This is a genomic window from Nocardia sp. NBC_01499 (genome assembly GCF_045040275.1).
In the GTDB taxonomy this organism is placed as follows: Bacteria; Actinomycetota; Actinomycetes; order Mycobacteriales; family Mycobacteriaceae; genus Nocardia.
In genome coordinates, this window is the sequence record NZ_CP109426.1 from 4,743,296 (window position 1) to 4,758,647 (window position 15,352).

Here is a 15,352-nt window from a genome sequence, read left to right on the forward strand (position 1 = left end):
AGCTCTAGCCGGCGTCACTGTGGAGGTAAGGTTAGCATTACCTGATTAGCTTGCGGCTGTGCTCGCAGACACAACGACCGCCCGTCGCGCGGTCACTTCCCCGGGACGGACAGTGCCGAACGCTCGACGCTCAGCAAACTCTCCGCGCTGTGTTCGGCGTGATACGCGGCGGCACCACCGCGCAGCCCGAACAGCCGCTTCGAGTAGAGCAGCCACACCACCGCGGCGATGTTGATCAGCAGCGCGCCGATCTTGAGCGCGGTCACCTTCTCGGTCAACTCGTAGATCTCCAGCGGCAGAAACAGACTCGTCGCGACGACGGCGAAGTACTCGCCCCAGCGCTTCATCAGCCACAGACCGAGCGCCTCGATCGCCTGCAGCCCCGCGTACACGAACACGCCGGCGGCCACCCACACCAGCGTCGTATTCGACAGCGAGAACGCCTGATCGATCAGGTGCACGATCTTCGATCGGTCGATATCCCAGCCGAGCTGGTCGGCCAGCGGGCGCAGCAGCGGCAGATCCCGGTCGAAGGCGGCCCGCATCGTCTCCCGCGACCCACGGAACTTCAGCACCGCGAACGCCGCGATGAGCAGCACCAACCCGCGCACCACCCGCTCGATCGCCAAGGCCCGCATCAGCCAGCGATCACGCAGCAGCCGCCCGCGCGGCACCTCGGGCGCGTGGTCTGCCGGACCGGAGCTGACCGGATCGCCTGGCACGAAGGTGCCGCAGCGCAGGCAGCGCCAGGCCACCCCGGCCACGGTGTCGACGCGCAGCCGGTCGGCCAGGTCCGACTCGTCCGGTGCGTAGGTGTAGTGGCCGTGCCAACCGCACGCGCGTAGGGCCCAATCCATATGCGCAGCGTAATTCGCCAGCGAACGGAACGCGGGATCATCGCCGCGCGTTCAACTTGCGGGCCCGAGTGCCTGCGCGGAATCGCCCTCAGGGGCTTCAATGGGGAGATCGTCAGTCGGAGGGAAACCAGGTCATGATCGAGCACCGTGGCGGATCGCCCGCGGACATCGAGCGAGCGTCGGCACCGGGATCGGTGGTGGCGCTGGTCGACGCGACGTCCGGGGTGGAGCGCGAACTCATCGGAACCTGGTTGGCCGAGGGCGGGATCACCAAGGAATTCGGCACCGACGCCCCGATCACCCAATTGGATCTGGACGCGGGCGCCGTCGCCACCCGGCTGGTCGGCCGCCACGACGATCCGCTGGTGGTGCCGGTGCGCGTGCTCTGGCGGCCGCCGGAGCGCGACGGCGTCCGCCGGATCACCTTCGCGGACATGGCGTTGCTGACCAACCCGCGCAAGCCGAATCGGCTCGCACAGCGCAAGCTCGCCGACCAGCCGAACCGGCACGTGATCTTGACCGGGCAGCCCGCGCTGCTCAGCGCGTTGCGCACGAACAACCCGGAAGCGGCCGCGCTGGTCACCAAGGGCACGGCCGAGCCGTTCGCCCGCGCCATCGTGCGCGCCGCGGTGGTGGCGCTGGAGCGGGCCGAACGGACCATCATCGGCGACCGATACAAGGTGCCGAGGCTGGTGGCCGAGGAGATCCTCGACTCCCCCGACTTCGTGCGCAGGCTCGAGCTCATCGCCGACCAGATCGGCGCGAGCCCGCACGAGGTGTATCGCCGCGCGGAGAAGGCGTTGAACGAACTCGTCGCCGCGCAAAGCAGATTGGTCTCCGACCTGTTCACCCAGGCGATGCGTCCGATCCACGCGTCGACGTGGAAGGTCGACTCCGACGATTCCGGGCTGGCCGGGCTGCGCGATCTCAACCGCCGCTTCCCGCTGGTGTTCCTGCCCTCGCACCGCTCCTATGTCGACGCGTTCGTGCTCGGTGATGTGCTGGCCCGCAATGACTTTCCGCCGAATCATGTGATCGGTGGCGCGAACCTCAGCTTCTGGCCGATGGGCCCGATCGCCCGGCGCACCGGAACCGTGTTCATCCGGCGCAGTTTCGGCGACGACGAGGTGTACAAGGCGGTGGTCGAGGAGTACTTCGCCTATCTGCTCGCCAAGCGATTCAACCTGGAGTGGTACTTCGAGGGTGGCCGTTCCCGCACCGGCAAGCTGCGCCCGCCGCGCTACGGACTGCTGAATTACCTTGCGGCGGCGGTGCGTGCGGACCGGGTCGAGGACGTCATGCTGGTTCCGGTGTCGATCACCTACGAGCGGCTCAACGAACTCGGCGCCATCTCCACCGAGCAGGTCGGCGGCAAGAAGAAGCCGGAGGGGCTGGCCTGGCTCGCGCGTTATGTACGCAGCCAACAGCATTCGGCCGGGCACGTGTATGTGCGCTTCGGCGAACCACTTTCGGCGCGCGATCGGCTCACGGCGCACGGCGATCCGCTCACCACACCGCCGCTGACCATCCCGCTGCACCGCACCGAGCCAGCGCCCGCCGGGCTCACCGAGACCGGGCAGGGCGCGCCCGACGCACCCGAGGTCGCCGAGCTGGAGCGAAAAGCCGTGCAGCGGTTGGCGTTCGAGATCGCCGTCGGCATCAACGCGGTCACCCCGGTGACGGTCAACGCGCTGGTCACCCTCGCGCTGCTCGGCGTGCACGAGCGCGCCCTCACCCTCGGCGAGGTGCGCACGGTGCTCGCCCCGGTGCTCGGCTATATCGAGAAGCGACAGCTGCCGCACGGCGAGCTGGCCGCATTGCGCGACGATCAGGGTCTTGCCGTTGTGCTGGAACAACTCTCGCTGGCGAAGGTGGTGACGGTCTATCGCGGCGGGCTGGAGCCGGTGTACTCGATCGAGGCGGGCGCGCACCTCGAGGCCGCGTTCTACCGCAACAGCGCGGTGCACTGGTTCGTCAACCGCGCCATTCTCGAGCTGTCCATCCTTGCCGCGCTCGACAGCGACGGCGCCGATCAGCTGAGCACCGGGTGGGACGAGGCGTTCCGGCTGCGCGACCTGTTGAAGTTCGAGTTCTTCTTCCCCGAGCGGGCCGAGTTCGCCGAGCAGATGACGGCCGAGATGCTGCTGCTCGACCCCGAGTGGCACAGCCACACCCGCGACAACACCCTCGGTGCCGAGGTGATGGCCAAGCTCACCGGGTCCGGATTCATGATGGCGCACCGGGTACTTCGCTCGTTCTTCGACGCGCAACTGGTGGTGGCCGAGCGGCTGGCCGCCCGCGCCCCCGAGACCGAACTCGACCGCAAGCAGTTCATCGCCGACTGCGTGGCGGTCGGTAAGCAGATGATGCTGCAGCAGCGGCTGCACAGCCCCGAATCGGTCTCCACCGAATTGTTCACCAGCGCACTGAAACTCGCCGACAACTACGGCCTGCTCGAAGGGGTGTCCCATGATTCGGCCAAGCGCAGGGCGGAATTGACCGAGCGCCGAGTGGAATTCGCGGATCGGCTGCGCACCATCGGCGCCCGCATCTCCCAGGCGGCGGCGCTCGATCCGTCCAACAGGGAGACGCGGTGAGTGCCGATCTCGACGCCGCGGTCGCCGCGATCCGCTCCGGGCCGCAGGGCGCGCGGGTCGCCGCGATCTTCGATTTCGGCGGCACCGTCGTCGACGGGTTTCCGCGCCAAGGGTTGTTCCGTCGGCTGTTCCGCCGTCGTAGCACCGAGGATGTCCTGCTGCGCGGCATCCGCAATGGCACCACCGACGGCGAGTACGGCAGGTTGCTGAGCCAGCTCGCCGGTGCGGTCGCTGGCAAACCGGAGGAGGAGCTGGATGCGCTCGGCGAGCGGCTGTTCCGGCGCACCGTCTACGGGCATCTGTATCCCGAAGCGTGGCAACTGATCCGAACACATCAGGCGGCCGGGCACACGGTGGTGCTGACCAGCTCGCTGACCCGTTTTCAGGTGGCGCCCGCAGCGGCCGCGCTCGGCATCGAGCACGTTCTCTACACCCCGATGGCGACTCAGGACGGCATCCTCACCGGCTATGCGGATGGAAAGACGCTGTGGCGCAACGGCAAGGCCGAGGCCGTCCGCGAATTCGCCGCCGACAGCATGGATCTCGCGCACAGCTATGCCTACGCCGACAGCACCGCCGATCTGCCGCTGCTGTCCCTGGTCGGCCACCCGGTGGCGGTCAACCCCGACGAGCAACTCAGCACGGTTGCCGCGGAACGTGATTGGCCGACGCTACGCTTCCGACCGCGCCTGGCCGCGCGCCCGGCCGACTATGCCCGCACCACAGCAGGATTCGCCGGACTGCTCGGCGGCGCGTTCTACGGTGTCGCGGCCAAATCGCCGACCAAAGACCGTCAGCAGATGGCCGACGCGCTGTTGGAACACGCGGCAGGCAACACCTTGCGCATCGCGGGCGTGCACCTGCGGGTGACCGGCGCGAAGAACGCGCACGCACCGAGGCCCGCGGTCTTCCTGTTCAACCACCAGAGCCAGTTCGACATCATCATCGTCCCCGAGGTGCTCGGCGGCGGGGTCACCGGCATCGGCAAGAAGGAGCTGACCCGCAACCCGATCTTCGGCCCGCTGATGCGCTTCGTCGGCGTCACCTTCATCGATCGGTCCAGCACCGACAAGGCCAAGGCCGCGCTCGCCCCGGTGGTCGACACGCTGCGCGGCGGGCTGTCCATCGCCGTCGCCCCCGAGGGCACCCGCTCCTACACACCGGATGTCGCGCCGTTCAAGAAGGGCGCGTTCCACATCGCCATCCAGGCCGGCGTGCCGATCATCCCCATCGTGATCCGCAATGCGGGCGAAATCTGTTGGCGCAACTCGATGGTCGCCCGCCCCGGCACCGTAGACGTCGCGATTCTGGACCCCATCGACGTCAGCGCCTGGGATCCGAACGATATGGACGACAAGGTGGCGGGAGTCCGTCAGCTGTACCTGGACACGTTGCTGAACTGGCCGAAGCCGGACTGATCCGCGCGAACGTCCGCTTGCCGCAACGAATTCCGTTGCGGCGGTCATCTGCCGGGTGAGGCAGCCCACAGCCGCGTCGAATTGACCTGAACATTTGTTCAGGTTTCAGGATTGTTCTCAGTACCGAGCACACAGCTCCGGATGAGGGAGAACATCATGACCATCACGCGAACCGCTGCACCCACGCTGCGGATCCCGGCCGTCAACCGCCCGATCGCGATCATCGCCAGCGTCGCGGTTTCTGTCGTCGTCAATCTGGTCGTCTGGTTGCTCGGCGAGGCGGCGGGCGGCTCGTTCGAGGTAGTCGACAAGGGTGTCACCACACAGGTCGGGGCGGGCACGGTGATCCTCTCGTCCGCGCTGCCGCTGCTCATCGGCCTGACGCTGGCCGCGCTGATCTCCTACCGGTGGGTCGGCGTGCTGCGGGTCGCCCAGATCGTCGGCGGCGTGCTCGCCGTGGCGACCATCGGCCTGACCGTTGCCGCGGCCTTCGACACCACGACCACCGTCACGCTGTCCGTCATGCACGTGGTGCTGGCACCGGTGCTCATCGTCGGCCTGGAAGCGATGCGCCGTGGATTGTCCGACAGCTGAACCCGCGAACGACGCAGGGCCCCACATCCGTTGCGGATGCGGGGCCCTGTGGATGTCTTTACTAGACCGAGCGGCCGAAGAGCAGCTTCCACGGCATCAGCGCCGACTCCAGCTGCACCTTCAGACTCATCTTGGAGGCACCGAGGGTGCGCTCCTCGAAGCGGATCGGCACCTCGGCGATCTCGATGCCCTTCTTGACCGTCCGGTAGTTCATCTCGACCTGGAACGAGTATCCGTTGCTGCGGATCGAGGCGACGTCGATGGCGCGCAGCGTGTCCGCCTTCCACGCCTTGAATCCGGCGGTGGCGTCTTTCACGCCGAGCCGCAGGATCAGGTTCACGTAGAAGTTGGCCCACGCGGACAGTGCCTTGCGGTGCCACTTCCATTCGTCGGCGGTGGAGCCGCCTGGCACGTAGCGCGAGCCGAGCACGACACCGGCGTCGGTGGTCGTCAGCTTCTCCAGCATGGCCGGAATCACCTCGGCCGGGTGCGACAGGTCGGCGTCCATCTGGATGACCACGTCGGCGCCTTCGTCCAGCGCCCGGGTGATCCCCGCGATGTAGGCCCGCCCGAGCCCGTCCTTCTCGGTTCGGTGCAGCACGCCGACCACGTTCGGCAGCTCCGCGGCCAGCTTGTCGGCGACCTCACCGGTCCCGTCCGGCGAACTGTCGTCGACCACGAGCACATGCAGGTCGGGCACCGGCAGCGCGGTCAGCCGCTCCACCGCAACCGGCAGATTCTCCCGCTCGTTGTAGGTCGGCACAACAACGGTAACCCTCAAGGGTCGCCCTCCCTGCTGATCCTGGTCCAGCTCGCAGCCCACGTCAGGACCACAGAGCATTCGTTTGATTTCTGAGAAACCGTACTTGATAGGTCTGAACCAGGCCTGAGTGGATCTACTTGGCCGCCCGTATCGCGCGCACACCCGTACGTGCCACAAGTTCACTTTCACCGCGCGTTTTCCGCCCGATGCCGACCACCGCGCCCACCGTCGCTACCAGATCACTTGCCGCACACCGGACTACCCGCCTGCGGTCACCATCGCGTCACTCCGCGTCCCCCGCGTCGGCCTGCGCATTGCGCGCCTTGACGATGTCCAATGCCCGTTCCGCGGTCGCCTGGTCCGGATACGGCCCCATCCGATCCTGAAACCAGCACTGCCGCCCCTTCTCGGCCCGCTTGTGCTTCAAGCAGTAATACCAGCGCTCAGCCATACCCCCCAGCATTCCACCACCCCCGCCCCCACATCCCCATTTCCAAGATCACCGGCGGGGTGGCGCCCAGAGTGGCACGCCAGGCCCCGCCAGACACGGCACCGCCGTCGGCGCCAGCACCACCCCGAACGGCGAACGGGACATGACGGCGGCTCTACTCGCACTTTTCCGCCACCATGTCCCGTTCGCCGTGGATCAGGTGGTGGGAGGGCCGGATTGGGGGCCGAGGACGGGTTCGAAGGTGGCGGCGTAGGCGTCGAAGCGGGATTGCCAGTTGCCGGGTTCCAGCCCGGCGAGGCGGTCGAGGCAGCCGTCCCAACCGGCGGCGTTGCGGGCCGCGGCGTCCGGGGCCAGTTCATCGATCAGGACGAGGTGGGTTCCGCTCCCCTGCGGCGTCAGTTCGAAACGCAACCGCTCCTCGCCCCAGCTGAAGACCAGGAGCTTGGGCTCATCGGCGGCGAATACCTCCCCCGTGAGCGTCATTTCGCTCATCTCAGCCCCGAAGTCGAACGTGATAGTCGCCCCAACCTCCCACACACCACCCGCCACCTCCACGTCACACGGAAACCACGCGCGCAACTGTTCCCGCTCGGTGATCGCCCGCCACACCACCGCGGGCGGATCCGCCAACTCCCGCTCCAGCCGCACCGCCGGTCGCGCCCCATCGTTACGAAGCTCTGCCTGACTCATTCCTGCCTCCGTCGCTCGAGATGCTCTTCCAGTAGGTCGAGATGCGTGTCCCACAACCGGCGGTAAGGCGCCAGCCAATCGTCCAACCCCACAAGCGGTTCCGTCCGAATCCGATACACCCGCCGCTGCGCATCCACCCGAACGTCCACCAGCCCCGCCTCCTTCAACACCCGAAGATGCTTGGAAACCGCAGGCTGGCTGATCCCCAACCGCCCAACCAACTCCCCCACCGGCTGCTCCCCCTCCCGCAAAACCTCCAGGATCGCCAACCTGCTCGGCTCACCCAAAACCTGAAAAACACTAGCCGTGGTCACTCACCTAGTTTCCACTCCAGTTATATAACTGTCAAGGCATATAAAGCCGAGCCGATTGGCCCAGCACGGGCCAACAGCTAGGAACGAAACTCACCGAACGGGCACACACCGAGCCCACAGCCACCCACTAGAGACGACCCCACCCGCGATCGTGAGAGCAACCTCACCGAGCAGATAAAGCCCGAACCCGCAGCCAACCACGCACCCGCCACAACGACACCCAGGGAGGGCCGGAAGCAAATCTCACCGAGTGGGCATAGCCCGAGTGGGCATAGCCCGAATCCGCAGCCCACCACCCCAACGCGACCACGATCGGGGGGTTCGGGGGGCGAAGCCCCGCCGAGCGGGGCGTGGGGGTTGCACCCCCACAAGACACGAACGAAACGAGCCCCGCACGCGCCTTCCGCGTGCAGGGCTCACCTACGAGTGGAGTGGCCAGGGCCGGGATCGAACCGGCGACCTTCCGCTTTTCAGGCGGACGCTCGTACCAACTGAGCTACCTGGCCGCAGGCACCCGAGTTGAATGCCATACGCGAAACGCCGGATTGCTCCGGCGCCTCACTTGCGACCCTGACGGGACTCGAACCCGCGACCTCCGCCGTGACAGGGCGGCGCGCTAACCAACTGCGCCACAGGGCCTTGCATACTTCTAACGGTCCGAAGACCGTACCCCCTACGGGATTCGAACCCGCGCTACCGCCTTGAAAGGGCGGCGTCCTAGGCCGCTAGACGAAGGGGGCTCGTCTCCGGATTTCTCCGGAACCGGCTTCAACGGCTGTCCGTTGGGAGCCCGGTTAGCTTATGACAGACCGGACTCGATTCCCAAATCGGCTGATCAGAGTCCCAAACTGAGCTCTTCGAGGCGGGCGTGCGCGCGCCAGCCGTCGTTGCGGAACTTCTCGATCCACTCGGGAGTGGACATGGATTCGATGATCACCTCGAGTGCTTCCTGGAAGCGGGCACGCAGATCGATGCTGGTGCCCTGCGCGTCGACCATGTAGCGCTGGCCGGCCAGCGCGGCGGTCAGCGTGCGGGTGAACCGGTCGGCGTCCGCGTCGGCGCGCAGTTGCCCTTGGTCGATGGCGCGGACCGTGAGCGCGCGGGTGGCGCGCCCCAGAATCCGGCCACCGCCGGTTTGCACGTCCCGATAGAAGTCGGGCTCGATGATCAACCGGTATTCGGCCTGCACGATGATGTCGTGTTCGAGCCGTAATGCCATCTCGTCGATCATGCCGTGCATGACGTCCAGTGGTCCGAGATCTGTTCGACCGAGCCAACGCTCGGCCGATGCGCGATAGCGTTCGACCGCCGTCTCCAGTACGGCGCGCGCGAGATCTTCCTTGGAATCGAAATGGAAGTACATGGCGCCCTTGGTGGCACGCGACCCTTCCAATATGCGGTTGAGCGATGCAGCGGCATAGCCGCTCTTCCCGAACTCAACGGCGGCGGACCTGATAATCGCCGCACGTGTCCGGCGGGCCCGCTCTTGCTGCCGTGCCATGCTCGAAACGCCTCCGAAGCCTACTCGCCGCCAAACAGCCACCCCCAAAGGAACGGGCCCTTGGCGCGAAGTTATGAGTTTTATCAATACTTCAAACCGGGTTTTCGCCCAGTTTCAAACTTTCGGTACGAAAACTTGCGAAAAACCTGAAACACACCAGCTGGTATAGTTTTCCTGCCCGGGTGCGCCGCAGGGGGTGCGCACCCGGGTATTTCTTCGTCTCGGATCTGCCTCCTGCGGCGTTGTCTTCAGGGAAGCCACGATCGGCCGGACCGCTCGCGACACGTTCGGGCACATCAACGATAAGCCGAATTCCGAATCGCCGGACGAGTAGCCGATTCTTGCGGAATTCATCAAGTCGTCACCGTACCCGGAAACCCCATCCGACACGCGGCAAACCGACGAGTCAGGTAACTGACCGGCCCGGTTTACTGTTACAGCAAACATCGCGCAACCAAGCTTCCCTCCGTGCCCGTTCCCCCAATTCGACAGCGTCCCAGCAACGTTCACCCGAGGAGACCGGCCGACCGGAACACCGGCCATCGCCAGCGGCCTGCCCGCTCACCCAACCCGCGCTCAGGCCCCTCACCCCCCGCAAATCCAAAGACATTGCTAGCCAACATGATTGGATCGTAGCCAATTCTCGGCGCAATGAACAAAGTTGGGTACCAAATGTTTACCGGCTGGATCGTGCGCCACACATCCCGCGTTACTAGGCGCCACAACAAGTCTCGGCGTCAGATTGCCACTACTCGCCGACCGTCGCGCTCCGAGGCACACCTAACCGGCGGCGCACGCCACTCCCCCATTTGGGCCATCGCGCCGCGCCCACTACACTGGCCCACCGCGCCCCTATAGCTCAGTTGGTAGAGCTACGGACTTTTAATCCGCAGGTCGTAGGTTCGAGCCCTACTGGGGGCACTCATCGGGCGCCCGGTCCTACCGGGCGCCCGCTCTCGTTTCAGCGCCGACCATCGCGATTCCGCCCGGCTGTCGCGTTTCCCCACGGTGGTCGCGTTTCAGCAGGACTGTCGGGGTCCGCGGCGCGAGGTCCATACTGAGAACGCGCCTCGGCGCGCGGTTGCGAAAGACCACACTCCATCCGGGCATTCCCCTACTGTGAGCGCGACACGGGCAATCCCGGGTCATCCCTCGACAAGGCGGAGCTGATGACTTCCTTCGATGATTTGCTCTCCCAGGTACCCATCGCCCAGATCGCCGCGAAGCTCGGCGTCGACGAGAGCACCGCGACGAACGCGGTCAAAGCCGCACTGCCCACTCTGCTCGGCGGGCTGCAGGCGAACGCGACCGAGCCAGCAGGCGCGGCCTCCCTCGTCGGTGCGCTGGACAACCATGGCGACCTCGTCGAGGGCGCGGGTCAGGTCGACATCGACAAGGTCGACGTCGAGGACGGCTCGAAGATCGTCGAGAACGTCTTCGGCGACGAGAAGAACACCGTGATCAGTACGCTCGGCGCGACCGATGGCACCGGCGGCAACGACCTGATCGCCAAGCTGATGCCCATCCTCGCCCCGATCGTGCTCGCCTACCTGGCCAAGCAGATGACCGGTGGCGGCGGAAACGCGGCGCCGCAGTCCGCGCCGCAGTCCGGCAACGGCGGCATCGGCGATGTGCTCGGCGGTTTGCTAGGCGGCAGCAGCAAGAGCGGCGGCATCGGCGGTGCGATCGGCGAGGCGCTGGCCAAGAACGCCGGTGGCGCCCTGGGGAACGTGCTCGGCGGCCTGTTCGGCGGGAAACGCTGAGCTGGGCAGCTTATGCAATTCGCCGCGCGCTGTGCGATGCGGCACGCGCGGCTAACACTCTTCGGCTCGCAGCGATAATCCCCTCGCTGCGGGCCGAAGCCATACACTCGATAGTGGTCGCCGAACGCCAACGACGGCGTATGACGTGCATCACGGGGTATCAACAGGCATTTGGATGCGCTTCGCATCACACCTACGGTGCCGTAAGGTATGGCCGCACGGATCGGTCTACCTTGGGGGGATGACCTGCACGACCGGACGCACAGACTGAAGGGTTACTCATGGCAAGGGATCTGACTCAACTCGAGCTTCTTACGGAGTTGGAGCCGGTTGCCGCAGAAAACGTCAACCGGCACTTCTCCATGGCAAAGGAATGGCATCCGCACGACTACGTCCCGTGGGATGAAGGCCGCAATTTCGCCGCACTCGGGGGCATCGACTGGGATCCTGAGCAGTCCCGGCTGAGCGAGGTCGCGAAGGCCGCCATGGTCACCAACCTGCTGACCGAGGACAACCTCCCCTCCTACCACCGCGAGATCGCCGAGAACTTCTCCCAGGACGGCGCGTGGGGCACCTGGGTCGGCCGCTGGACCGCCGAGGAGAACCGGCACGGCATCGTGATGCGGGACTACCTGGTAGTCACCCGCGGTGTGGATCCGGTCGCCCTCGAAGAGGCCAGGATGATCCACATGACCAACGGCTTCGCGTCGCCGACCGAGGCCGACGCGGGCTTCCTGCACTCCGTCGCGTACGTGACCTTCCAGGAACTGGCCACCCGAGTCAGCCACCGCAACACCGGCAAGGTCTGTGACGACCCGATCGCCGACCGCATGCTCCAGCGCGTCGCCGCGGACGAGAACCTGCACATGATCTTCTACCGCAACATGTGCGCCGCCGCGCTGGACCTGTCCCCGGACCAGGCGATCGAGGCCATCACGCTGATCCTGGAGAACTTCCAGATGCCGGGCGCCGGTATGCCCAACTTCCGCCGCAACGGCGTGCTCATGGCCAAGCACGGCATCTACGACCTGCGCCAGCACATGGAAGAAGTGGTCCAGCCGGTGCTCAAGAAGTGGAGCATCTTCGAGCGCGAGGACTTCACCGCCCGCGGCGAGGCCTGCCGCGAGCGGCTCGCCACGTACCTCGACAAGCTCGGCAAGGACGTGCTGAAGTTCGAGGAACAGCGCGACCGCATGCTCGCCCGCGAGGCCGCCAAGGCCGAACGCCAGATGGCAAGCAGCAACGCGAGCTGAGCTCGCCCCCTGGGTAGACATCGAGCCGCCGTCCGGATTACCGGGCGGCGGCTCGCGCATGTCCGGCTAACACCGGGCCCGACTATTCCGTACTTCGAAGGTTTATTGCGTCGAAGATTGGCTTCGACGCAATAAACCGTCAAACGTTGCGCTTACCGCAATGGCCCTGGTTACTTCCCAGGGAGCGCGCCGTCGATTCCACCGACATCGGTGATCTTCCAGTCGGCGTTCTTATCCATCGTGACGTTGTAGGTCGCGACGGTCTGCACACCTTCCGGATTCTGCGCGGTCGTACTGCTGACGTTCACGAACACATTCACCTTGTAGACACTGCCCTGCTCGGAAACGACCTTCGCGGTAACCGGCGTCGCCGTCGATGTCCACTTCAACGGAACCAGAATCTGTTCGAGCTTGCTGCCGACCGCGTCGTACTTGTTCGCCAACTGCGGGGTGGTATTCGACTTGAGCCGGTTCACCCACCCATTGATGTCCTGGTAGTTCAGTGTCGCGGCACCGACCGCGTAATCGGTCGATATCCGCTCGGCCTTCTGCTCGTCGGCCGCCTTGGTGTTTCGGTCGGCGATATCGCCGCGAGCCGACCAGAGAAACCCGGCGAGCACGCAGACCGCCACCACCAGCGCGGCGATCGCCGCGGTTAGCAGCACCGTCGATACCCGAATCGATACCGTTCCCGGACGTTCGTCCTTCGGCTTGTCGGACGCTTTGCCGGATTTCGTTTCCGTGCTGTCCGCCGGCGCCGGCGCGGCGTCGGTGCTGTTGTCGTCGGTCTCCGTTTCGGCGTCTTCGATCGGTTCTGCCATTCGACCTCTCCGATGGGTGTTGGTTCGGATTCAGGCTAAGCGAGAGCGCTGCGGTCATCGGATTCGGGCGGCTCGGTCCTACCCACCCGACCAGGGAGTTCCTACGGTGAGGGCACGACGACGGCGTCGGTGTGCGAAGGGACGGGCGAACATGGCAAGGCACCGCTCACGGTGGATGGATGCGGAGATGGACGCGCTGGCCGAGCTGTCGCGCGAGTTCTTCGGCAAGGAATGCGCGCCGCACGAGGAGCGCTGGGCCCAGCAGCAGCATATCGACCGCGAAGTGTGGTTGCGCGCAGGCGAACTCGGCCTGCTGTGCCCGAGCGTGCCGGAGGAGTTCGGCGGCGGGGGCGGTGACTTCCGGCATGACGCGGTGATCGCCATCGAGCAGGTGCGCGCGATGGCACCCAGCTTCGGCGGGCCGGTGCACAGCACGATCATCGCGCACTACATCGCCGGGTACGGCACCGACGAGCAGAAGAAGACCTGGCTGCCGAAGCTGGCGTCCGGGGAGATGGTCGCGGCGATCGCGATGACCGAGCCTGGCACCGGATCGGACCTGCAGGCGATCCGCACCACCGCGACCGTGCAGGGTGACGAGTACGTCGTCAATGGCGCGAAGACGTTCATTTCCAACGGTTTCCTGGCCGACCTGGTGCTTGTGGTCGCCAAGACCAACGAGCAGGGCGGCGCGAGCGGTCTCTCGCTCGTCGCGGTCGAGACGAGCAGGGACGGCTTCCGGCGCGGGCGCAATCTGCACAAGATCGGCCAGCACGGGCAGGACACCTGTGAGCTGTTCTTCGACGAGGTGCGGGTGCCGCGCTCGAACCTGATCGGCGAGGCCGAGAACATGGGCTTCATCCAGCTGATGCAGCAGCTCGCGCAGGAACGGCTGATCATCGCCGTCACCGCGATGGCGACGATGGAGAAGACGGTCGAGCTGACGCTGGACTACACCAAGCAGCGATCCGCTTTCGGCAAGCCGCTTTTCGCGTTCCAGAACACGAAATTCACCCTCGCCGAATGCGATACAGCGGTGACCGTCGGCTGGAGTTTCCTCGACGACTGCGTCGAGAAGCACGTCACCGGCGATCTGGACATCTCCACCGCGGCCAAGGCCAAGCTGTGGCTGTCCGAGCAGCAGAACATCCTGGCCGACCGCTGCCTGCAGCTGTTCGGCGGCTACGGATACATGGCCGAGTATCCGATCGCGCGGATCTTCACCGATTCGCGGATCCAGAAGATTTACGGCGGCACCAACGAGATCATGAAGGAGATCATCGCGCGCGGACTGTGAGCGCATCAGTTCCGCCGCGCCGCTTCGTGATTGCCGAATTCGCCGAAGATCCCTCGGTCAACGCCGACACTGGGGATATCGCGCCGCACCGGTCGACCGGGTGACCGACGACCGGTGCGTGATCGATCGAATCACGAAATAGGAAGGCCGACACTATGACCAGTGCACCGAATGGCGAGGGGCCGCTCACCGGGAAGGTCGTCGCGATCACCGGCGGGGCCCGCGGTATCGGCCGGGCCACGGCCGAGGCGTTTCTCGGGGCGGGCGCCACGGTCGCGATCGGGGACATCGATGTGGAGCTGGTCGCCAAGACGGCGGTGGAGCTCGGCGCGGACCCGGACGCCAAGATCGTCGGCCTGCCGCTGAACGTCACCGATCGCGAATCGTTCGCCGCGTTCCTCGATCAACTCGAAACCGCGCTGGGGCCTTTGGATGTGCTCGTCAACAACGCGGGCATCATGCCGACCGGGCTGTTCGCGGACGAGGACGAGGCGATGACCGATCGGATCGTCGACATCAACCTGCGCGGGGTGATCACCGGATCACGGCTGGCCACCAAGCGTTTCCTGGCGCGCGGCAGCGGGCACCTCATCAACATCGCGTCCTTGGCTGGGACGCAAGGCTTTCCGGGGCTGGCCACCTACTGCGCGACCAAGCACGCGGTGATCGGGTTCACCTCGGCGCTGCATCTGGAGCTGAAGGAACACGGCGTGCTGGTCTCCATGGTGCTGCCTGGCATCGTGCGCACCGAACTGTCGGCCGGTGCGAACATGCCGAGCTGGATCGAGCCGATGACGACGGTGGACCCAGAGGATGTGGCGCAGGCGATCGTGCGAACGGTGGTCAAGGGCACGCCGATCGTGACGGTGCCGCGCAGGCTGGCCGCGATCATCAAGTCGGCGCAGCTGCTGCCGTATCGGGCGCAGCTCGTTGTCGCGCGATTCACCGGGGCGACAACGGCTTACGCGCAGCCCGACCCGGTGATCCGAGAGAAGTACCACCGTCGCCTGCGCGGCCAGTAGGAACCCGATAC

Annotated in this window: 14 protein-coding genes and 4 tRNA genes; 8 read left to right on the forward strand and 10 right to left on the reverse strand. The window is 65.9% G+C overall.

Features of this window, described 5'->3' with window-relative positions:
* Positions 1-92: 92 nt before the first annotated feature.
* Positions 93-857 (reverse strand): DUF2127 domain-containing protein, encoded by a 765-nt coding sequence (locus tag OG203_RS21600; RefSeq protein WP_405167428.1) that lies wholly within the window; start codon positions 855-857, stop codon positions 93-95.
* A gap of 134 nt (positions 858-991) precedes the next feature.
* On the opposite strand from OG203_RS21600, the gene OG203_RS21605 reads away from it, so the two are divergent.
* From OG203_RS21605 to OG203_RS21615, 3 genes are all read left to right on the forward strand, one after another.
* Complete coding sequence (locus OG203_RS21605) at positions 992-3,454, forward strand: glycerol-3-phosphate 1-O-acyltransferase (protein ID WP_405167429.1); 2,463 nt, start codon at positions 992-994, stop codon at positions 3,452-3,454.
* Positions 3,451-4,872: an HAD-IB family hydrolase gene (locus OG203_RS21610; RefSeq protein WP_405167430.1), complete on the forward strand. Its 1,422-nt coding sequence runs from the start codon at positions 3,451-3,453 to the stop codon at positions 4,870-4,872. The genes OG203_RS21605 and OG203_RS21610 overlap by 4 nt, the downstream gene beginning before the upstream one ends.
* A 156-nt stretch (positions 4,873-5,028) precedes the next feature.
* Positions 5,029-5,466 carry a DUF6069 family protein gene (locus tag OG203_RS21615; protein ID WP_405167431.1) on the forward strand — a complete coding sequence of 146 codons (438 nt, stop codon included), beginning with the start codon at positions 5,029-5,031 and terminating at the stop codon, positions 5,464-5,466.
* A 61-nt stretch (positions 5,467-5,527) separates the two neighbouring features.
* On the opposite strand, the gene OG203_RS21620 is transcribed toward OG203_RS21615, so the two are convergent.
* From OG203_RS21620 to OG203_RS21655, 8 genes are all read right to left on the reverse strand, one after another.
* Positions 5,528-6,229, reverse strand: coding sequence for a polyprenol monophosphomannose synthase (locus OG203_RS21620; RefSeq protein WP_378723044.1), 702 nt, complete (start codon positions 6,227-6,229; stop codon positions 5,528-5,530).
* Between the two features lie 283 nt (positions 6,230-6,512).
* Positions 6,513-6,680, reverse strand: a complete 168-nt coding sequence (locus OG203_RS21625) for a hypothetical protein (protein WP_405167432.1) — start codon at positions 6,678-6,680, stop codon at positions 6,513-6,515.
* Between the two features lie 195 nt (positions 6,681-6,875).
* Complete coding sequence (locus tag OG203_RS21630; RefSeq protein ID WP_405167433.1) at positions 6,876-7,370, reverse strand: SRPBCC domain-containing protein; 495 nt, start codon at positions 7,368-7,370, stop codon at positions 6,876-6,878.
* Positions 7,367-7,684: an ArsR/SmtB family transcription factor gene (locus OG203_RS21635; protein ID WP_405167434.1), complete on the reverse strand. Its 318-nt coding sequence runs from the start codon at positions 7,682-7,684 to the stop codon at positions 7,367-7,369. The genes OG203_RS21630 and OG203_RS21635 overlap by 4 nt, the downstream gene beginning before the upstream one ends.
* Positions 7,685-8,116: 432 nt before the next feature.
* Positions 8,117-8,190, reverse strand: a tRNA-Phe gene (locus OG203_RS21640).
* 59 nt (positions 8,191-8,249) lie between these two features.
* Positions 8,250-8,323 (reverse strand) — tRNA-Asp (locus tag OG203_RS21645).
* A 28-nt stretch (positions 8,324-8,351) separates the two neighbouring features.
* Positions 8,352-8,424, reverse strand: a tRNA-Glu gene (locus OG203_RS21650).
* A 95-nt stretch (positions 8,425-8,519) separates the two neighbouring features.
* Entirely contained in the window at positions 8,520-9,185 is a 666-nt protein-coding gene (locus OG203_RS21655) for a TetR family transcriptional regulator (RefSeq protein WP_405167435.1), read from the reverse strand.
* Positions 9,186-10,033: 848 nt separating this feature from the next.
* Between OG203_RS21655 and OG203_RS21660 the strand changes: the two genes are divergently transcribed.
* The 3 genes from OG203_RS21660 to OG203_RS21670 all read left to right on the forward strand — a co-directional run bounded on the left by OG203_RS21660 (position 10,034) and on the right by OG203_RS21670 (position 12,201).
* Positions 10,034-10,106, forward strand: a tRNA-Lys gene (locus OG203_RS21660).
* 248 nt (positions 10,107-10,354) lie between these two features.
* Positions 10,355-10,948: a DUF937 domain-containing protein gene (locus tag OG203_RS21665; RefSeq protein ID WP_405167436.1), complete on the forward strand. Its 594-nt coding sequence runs from the start codon at positions 10,355-10,357 to the stop codon at positions 10,946-10,948.
* A 281-nt stretch (positions 10,949-11,229) separates the two neighbouring features.
* The gene (locus OG203_RS21670) at positions 11,230-12,201 is read left to right on the forward strand and encodes an acyl-ACP desaturase (protein WP_405167437.1); all 972 of its coding nucleotides are present in this window, start codon (positions 11,230-11,232) and stop codon (positions 12,199-12,201) included.
* A gap of 170 nt (positions 12,202-12,371) precedes the next feature.
* Here the strand turns inward: OG203_RS21670 and OG203_RS21675 are convergent, their stop codons facing one another.
* Positions 12,372-13,022, reverse strand: a complete 651-nt coding sequence (locus OG203_RS21675) for a hypothetical protein (RefSeq protein ID WP_405167438.1) — start codon at positions 13,020-13,022, stop codon at positions 12,372-12,374.
* 151 nt (positions 13,023-13,173) lie between these two features.
* Here OG203_RS21675 and OG203_RS21680 point away from each other — a divergent pair, with 151 nt between their 5' ends.
* Positions 13,174-14,319 (forward strand): acyl-CoA dehydrogenase family protein, encoded by a 1,146-nt coding sequence (locus OG203_RS21680; RefSeq protein WP_405167439.1) that lies wholly within the window; start codon positions 13,174-13,176, stop codon positions 14,317-14,319.
* Between the two features lie 155 nt (positions 14,320-14,474).
* The gene (locus OG203_RS21685) at positions 14,475-15,341 is read left to right on the forward strand and encodes an SDR family oxidoreductase (protein WP_405167440.1); all 867 of its coding nucleotides are present in this window, start codon (positions 14,475-14,477) and stop codon (positions 15,339-15,341) included.
* The last annotated feature ends 11 nt before the right edge of the window (positions 15,342-15,352 follow it).